General features: G+C 38.6%; 2 protein-coding genes and 4 pseudogenes. 2 read left to right on the top strand and 4 right to left on the bottom strand.

Annotated elements, in window-relative coordinates:
- Window positions 1-688 precede the first annotated feature (688 nt).
- Window positions 689-2,184 (bottom strand): annotated as a pseudogene (locus IQ270_RS26690) (IS5 family transposase).
- Between the two features lie 122 nt (window positions 2,185-2,306).
- Window positions 2,307-2,486 (bottom strand): IS66 family transposase zinc-finger binding domain-containing protein, encoded by a 180-nt coding sequence (locus IQ270_RS31530; RefSeq protein ID WP_228056734.1) that lies wholly within the window; start codon window positions 2,484-2,486, stop codon window positions 2,307-2,309.
- A 530-nt stretch (window positions 2,487-3,016) separates the two neighbouring features.
- On the opposite strand from IQ270_RS31530, the gene IQ270_RS26680 reads away from it, so the two are divergent.
- A complete protein-coding gene (locus IQ270_RS26680; RefSeq protein WP_228056733.1) occupies window positions 3,017-4,078 on the top strand; it encodes an IS4 family transposase in 1,062 nt (353 codons plus the stop codon).
- An 83-nt stretch (window positions 4,079-4,161) separates the two neighbouring features.
- On the opposite strand, the pseudogene IQ270_RS31525 reads toward IQ270_RS26680, so the two are convergent.
- Window positions 4,162-4,653 (bottom strand): annotated as a pseudogene (locus tag IQ270_RS31525) (ISKra4 family transposase); the annotation flags it as partial.
- A gap of 102 nt (window positions 4,654-4,755) precedes the next feature.
- On the opposite strand from IQ270_RS31525, the pseudogene IQ270_RS26675 reads away from it, so the two are divergent.
- Window positions 4,756-5,823, top strand: a pseudogene (locus IQ270_RS26675) (ISKra4 family transposase).
- A gap of 298 nt (window positions 5,824-6,121) precedes the next feature.
- On the opposite strand, the pseudogene IQ270_RS26670 reads toward IQ270_RS26675, so the two are convergent.
- A pseudogene (locus tag IQ270_RS26670) lies at window positions 6,122-6,606 on the bottom strand (IS4 family transposase); the annotation flags it as partial.

The following is a 6,606-nucleotide window of genomic DNA, read 5'->3' as shown; positions in this document are numbered from 1 at the left end:
CCACTCCGATTCCATCCCGAACTCGGTTGTTAAACGCTGCGGTGGCGAAGATATTTGGTGGGTCACTGCCTGAGAAAATAGCTCGATGCCTGGGATTTTATTCATAATAATCAAAGCCTCTTTCTGACATGAAGAAACTGGCTTTGTTGTTTTTAGAGTTTATGGGTTGCTGAACTAGGGTATGGTAAATAGTTCTTGCTTAATAATCGATCGCCAACGAATAACAGGAGCGATCGATTCAAGCTCGATTAAAGATAATTGTTTTCGGTATCGATTTCACCCAGTTCTATCGTCTTCCTAAAGTTGTGCTACAGATATGGCTTCTAAAATGAACGGATATCCCGTCACAGAAGCCATGACTTAATTCGTTAAATTTTCGTAACTGCCTAGCTAGTAGTATTTGACGGAAAGAAAACAGAGACATTACCAAGTAACCCATCAGTAACAACTTCTAGAAGATTAAGACCACGCTTAGATGCAGTCGAAAGAAAAGAACGAATATTGGCGAGGGAAACCGCAAAATCAAACGAGCGGAAGCCACCATAAATTTTCTGGGCGTTGCTGAATCAGGGAATGAAAAAAATAAGTTGAAAATCCCGATGCTTTGTGGATACTGGTTTCTATGACTTGCATATTTAGGGCTTGCTGAATAAGTTAGGAAAAATCGCGATCGCACTTGATGGGCAATTCAAGCTCCGCAAAACATAAGTTTTTGTTGACTATAACTTGCCCACTTATAGCTTTTAATAATCAGTGAAGCGTAAATAGGTGTGATTTTCGGTTTTTGACATAAAAACACACAAAAAACCCCTCTTAACCAGGTAGAAAGGTTCATTACTAAAAAAGTAATAGCAATGGCTGTTTCAGAAGTATTATCAAGTTTTGCCATCACTCGATTTAGGCTAAATCTTCTTTTTCGCAAGTCCCAAATTTCCCCTCAATTGCATTTCTAATTCTTTCATCTTCTGAGGCTTGTTTCTTTGTTTCTTTGCTCACATTAGCTGGTGGCCTTCCTAAAGGGGGACCACTGATTCTAATTCCTCTTTCTTTACACCAGGCTCGATTTTCCCTGGTTCGATAAATGCGATCGGCATGGACTGATTCTGGATAGCATCCTGTATAATTTTTAAATGCTTCTACTTGTGCTTTTAAGTCTCCTGATTCGTTAAAATTATCCCAACTTATCCGGTCTAAAAATACATATCCTTCACTGCAACTCGCTGATATTTTGGCTCCAAACTCTACAGATTTCCCTGCTTTTCCTCTGACAATGGGACGGATGTGCGGTTGGCTTAAACTTACTATTCTGTCCGATATACTCTGTTTTTTATTTTCAAATAACCAGAGTTGTTGCCGATAGACTTCTGTGAGAACTAGCAAGGTTTTATATTGCTTTTTGGTCAGACTTTGTAGGGTGGCACCTGATTCGATTAGCTGTTCAATATGAGCGAGGTTTCTTTTGATATATTGCAGTTGTTTTTTAATGGCTTGGATTTTTTTGTGGCGTTTAGGTCGTCGTTGTTTGGCTACTGCTAAGTAGTCTTTCCTGGCTATTTTTCGGTAGGTTCTTGGTTTTTTATTGATTTTTTATTTGAGGGATTTATAGAGAATGTCGATGATTTTTTCGGTGTGAACTCTGGCTCGGTTTAATAGTCCTAAGTCTGTGGGATAGCTAATATCGGCTGGGGCACAGGTCGCATCTACAATTAATTTTCCTTGATTGGTTGATTCATTTGTTTCGTCCGAATCCTTTTTTTTTTCGGGCAGTTTTGGGGTGATTTCGCGCATTTTTTCCACCATTCGTTCGTTCACTTTCTTGATTAAATTTGCACTGATTCGCTGCCGAAAGTGGACTAATAGTGATGGGTCAAATGCGGGTTCATTACTGTAGGTTGATTTGCCTATAAAGTATTGCAGGTATGGGTTTTCCCGGATCTGTTCTACTGTTTCTATGTCGCTGATTCCTAGTTTTTCTTTGATGATTAATGCCCCCAATGCCATCCTAAATGATTTGGCGGGGGCTCCCATTTCGGTCGGGAAATTTTCAGCATATTCTGATTCAAATTCCGACCAAGGGATAAGTTCTGCCATCTTTACCCAACGGTTGTCAGCAGACAACCTTCCTTCAAAGGGGAGTTCAAAGTCGGATGGGGGGCTTGGGGCAAGCTCAGCTTTTCTGTACACGAGCGCAAATGGTGATGCACGGGTTTTGAGCCATTATACCTGTTTTTCTTGCACCCTTACTACTTTTTTGGTCGGAAAATCCTTACACTGTTTACTTTTCTCACTGATTCAGCAAGCCCTATTTAGCCTTTCATACCGTAAATCAGCAACGCCCTTTCTCCGTACTGTACTGGGGCTTTAACTGATTCTGGAAAACTCCCTTGTATTTGAGCTTTACATTCAGGACATTTTTTGACCCCAACTTGGTGTTCTGTGACGATTATTTTTGGCGTTGGTATATCAAATACTTGTCGCCCGATCATTTTTTTGGCTTCTACTTGAGATATGTCACACCCCCATGATAGACATGAGCATGGTGTGGGATGTTCTATGATATTATCTGGTTCTAAAACTTATTCTAATGTCTGCCCTGCATGACCAAACTGTCCCCCTGATGGGCGCTTTCCTTTTTCTCGTAAACTTTTTGTCCGAATTTTATCCGCTTTTTTGAGTCGATCGCTTGACGGTGGTTTTGACTGGTTTGGCTATCTAACCCCAAACGCCTCTCTAGTTCTGCTATTTTTGGCCGCAGGACTTGAATTTCTTGCTTCAGGGGGCGACAATCGCCCCAAAACCATTACAGGCTAATGTTTTCGCGCTTCAAACCCACGTCATAAAATAAAGCTTATTGACAAAATAATTTTTATACAGGAAAAAGCGCCTAGTTGTGATAAAAAGGAAAGGCGTCGCTAATACCACAAGACCAAAGTTATAATATGTTACCCTCATTCTATCACACTATCCTCGAAAAATATCTCAACCCACAACAGTTATTGACTCTTCAGATGCTGGTATGGTTGTTACAATCTCAAAAACAAGTCAGAATAGAACGATTAGCTGCAACTCTGCCATTAACCATTTTACAAAACAGTCGCCGTCGTCACAACGTTTTTTATCAATTAAAGCGCTCAGCATACTTGTGATTTGGTTCCCGATTATTAGAGAGGTCATATCTCGTCAAATCAAAGCGGGAACTCAATTAATTATTGCATTGGATAGAACACAGTGGAAAGAGTATAATGTTTTAATGGTAAGTGCAATTTATCAAAAAAGGGCTTTCCCCATATTCTGGACACTGTTAGATAAACAAGGGGCTTCTAATTTAGCCGAACAACAACAGGTAGTACGTCCGGTTATTCGACTGTTAAAGAAATATAAATTAGTGATAATTGGCGACCGGGAGTTTCATAACATAGAGTTAGCACAATGGTTGCACCGTCAACATCTCAGCTTTGTACTCCGTCAAAAAGGTAATACGACTTTTCGAGAAAAAAAACAGCCATTTCAAGCACTAAGCAGCATTCCACTTAAACCGGGCATTCATTTATTCTATCCCCTGATTAATTTAACTCAAAACAAAGGTTTCTCTCGCTTTAACTTGGTTGCTTCTTGGAAAAGGAAATATAAAGGTAAACCAGAAGATGAACCTTGGTATCTGCTAACTAATCTCCCAGATTTAAAAAGTGCTAACAAAATTTACGCTCAACGTTATGGAATAGAGGCGATGTTTAAAGATTGCAAAACTGGAGGATACAACTTGGAGGGTTCTCAAGCATCACCTGATAAATTGATTGTTTTAATGATTTTAATTGCATTAGCTATGACTGCCGCATGGTTACAAGGAAAAAGAACCAAGCTTCAAGGACAAGAAAAATATGTTTGTCGTCCTCAAGAGACAGGTAGAACAAGGAGAAGACATAGCAACTTTTGGATTGGTTTGTATGGCGAAAATTGGCTAATAGGTTTTGACTCCTGTCAGGAGTGGGTAGAGTCCATGCTGAGCTTTGTTCGCAATAAAAAGTCATTTTATCAAAAAGGGTTGAGAGCTATAAAGCTTATAGGGCAACCATTATAGCCTCCTTGTCGCCCCCTGAAGTCTTACACATTGTCAGCGATTAAACGAGCCAAAATCTTTTGAGGTAAGGGTTTTAGGCTTATTCAGCAAGCCCTAAAGTAAGCTACTCGATGAGCCAAGACTTGCGGGACATTTTGCTCATTCCACCCGGCCCCAGAAATTTTTATGCGACGACCAATTTGTTTGATTGCTGATTCCACAGAATCCGAGCCAATCGAACAAATCTTATTTGACTGGTAATAGTGGTAATTAACAATTCGTTCTCGGTGTTTGTTGAGATATAGGCAAAAATTCTTGGCAGCTTTTTTGGTCAGATTTACAAAAAGTTGTTTCGCTTTCTCTACCTGTCCCATCCATAAATAAGCTTCGGCCTCATTGATTCTGCGTTGTGAACCGCCAACCTTATTCAGATTTTCGCTCAGATGATACCAGTCAAGGATTTCTCGGCGTTGTCCATTGGGGGCAACTAACCTAATAATATTCCAAATTCCCCCATGTCCATCTCCCTGACAGGTAACAATCTTAGCGATGGGTTGACTGTTTACCCAATTAATCAGCCAAATATTATCTTGATAACCCGCGATTAATCCGGGTGCATCTCACTTTGGCGAATGTGTCAAAAAAGAGTTAAAATGAAAAAGCTAGTAAAATAGTCAAATAAATATAAGGCAAATAAAATGATACCATCAGACCAACAACAGCTAAAAGCCCACTTAAAAGCGGTAGCAGAAATTCTTTACAGAAATACAGCTCCAACCCAGTTAAAAAGTTTTGAAAGTATAGAAAAATCCCTGCGTCAGAAAATGTTAGAAGAAGTAGGCCCAGAACTAGGTAGCTTTTTTTTTCAGCAGTATCAGGGATTCAAACAGGAAAATCCAGAAAAATAAAATCAATAATGGGTTCGCTCGATATTACAGACAATCAAGCGAAATATTTTGGATTGAAAGCGTATAGTCAATTCAGTCCAATTATGGAAAAATGCTGTCTTTTAATCAGAAATAACGAATCTTATCAAATGGCAGAAAAAGATTTAGAGATTTTCACGGGGGTCAAAGTCTCTCATAGTACATTACACAGATTAGTTAAACGACAAGAATTTGAATTACCTACATCTAAACAAGGAGTCCAACAAATTACATTAGATGGCGGGAAAGTCAGGCTACGCAACGAAACCAAAGGCGAGGGTTGTTACTGGAAAGACTATAAAGCCATTTGTTTAGATAATGTTTATTCAGGACCATTTTTTCAAAATAATCAATATTTAATTGATTGGACTAATAGCCAAAAATTACTACATCCTATGTATTGACGCTTGAGATGGTCATGCCGGAATTTGGAAGATATTTAAAGAAATTGGAGATAATGAACAAAGACAAGAAATCTTAGATTGGTATCATCTCAAAGAAAATCTCTACAAGGTAGGAGGTTCAATAAAACGATTAAAATCAGCAGAAACCATGTTATGGCAAGGCAAAATTGATCGAGTTATAAAAATATTTAAAAACTTTAAAGGTCAAGCATTTAAAACGTTTTGTAATTATTTAGAGACGCATCGCTGCCGAATAGTTAATTACCAATACTACAAAGAAGAATCTATAAGTTCGATTGGTTCGGGAGCAATTGAATCAATAATTAAACGCATTGGATTAAGGGTAAAAATATCGGGAGCACAATGGAATATTGAGAACGTTTCGTCTATCCTTGCTCTTCGCTGTGCTTATCTCAACGGTCAACTTTCAATTTGATGTATTTGCCAAACTGAGATGCACCCATTAATCCGCTGTTGGTGTGCTTTGCTTTATAGTCTTTGTAGATACATTCTAGTCCCTGTGCAGTTCTTAATCTAATTTTTCATCCATCGAGAGATAATTTGTCAATTAGTTCTGTCACTATCGGCAACGGAAACTGTTGCCGATGGACTAGTCGGGAGCTGTGATATGGCATTTGTTTGGACACCGGTGATGTATTCTAAATCTACTGCCGTTTGCTCGTATGACATATTGGCACTTAATCTCAGACAACACTGTCGGGGCGACAAGTCACCTATAACGCTGATAGAATAAGCCTCATAGCTCTTATGCCTTGTTGATAATTAGGTAGTTTATGTGGATATAAAGACATTAATTCAACAACAACCAGCCAATTACTAAACATCAAATCGACCCACGATTCACCCCAAAGTCCAATATAAAAAGTGCTATGACGTGCATATTTTCTGTGATTTTCTGTTTTTCTACTTAAATATTCTTGAACTTGCTTTGACTTAATTTTTATCCATTGGATTATACTCTTCAAGTATGCTAGTGACAACAAAATTAATAATTTACTCAATCGCTCGCCCGTGAGATTAGTCCTTTCTAGGTTATATCCTTCACTCTTAAAGTCTCTGAACATTTCTTCAATTCCAAATGTTTTTGCATAAGAATCAACTGCGGTTTGTATATTTGCCAAGCTTGTCAGAATATACCAAGGTTCTTCTGTAGTAATATTTCGAGATTTCCCCAGCCACTTACCTGCTAGATTAAACC

It is taken from the genome of Microcoleus sp. LEGE 07076, from assembly GCF_015207455.1.
Taxonomy (GTDB): domain Bacteria; phylum Cyanobacteriota; class Cyanobacteriia; order Cyanobacteriales; family Microcoleaceae; genus Microcoleus.
The sequence above is the reverse complement of the archived record's forward strand: the minus strand, read 5'-3'. Positions and strand labels throughout refer to the sequence as shown.

What these genes read in the sequence shown, in the direction of transcription:
- IQ270_RS26680 (WP_228056733.1), top strand. Translation starts at nt 3,017, where the DNA reads ATGGTTGTTACAATCTCAAAAACAAGTCAGAATAGAACGATTAGCTGC.
- IQ270_RS31530 (WP_228056734.1), bottom strand. Translation starts at nt 2,486, where the DNA reads ATGATCGGGCGACAAGTATTTGATATACCAACGCCAAAAATAATCGTC.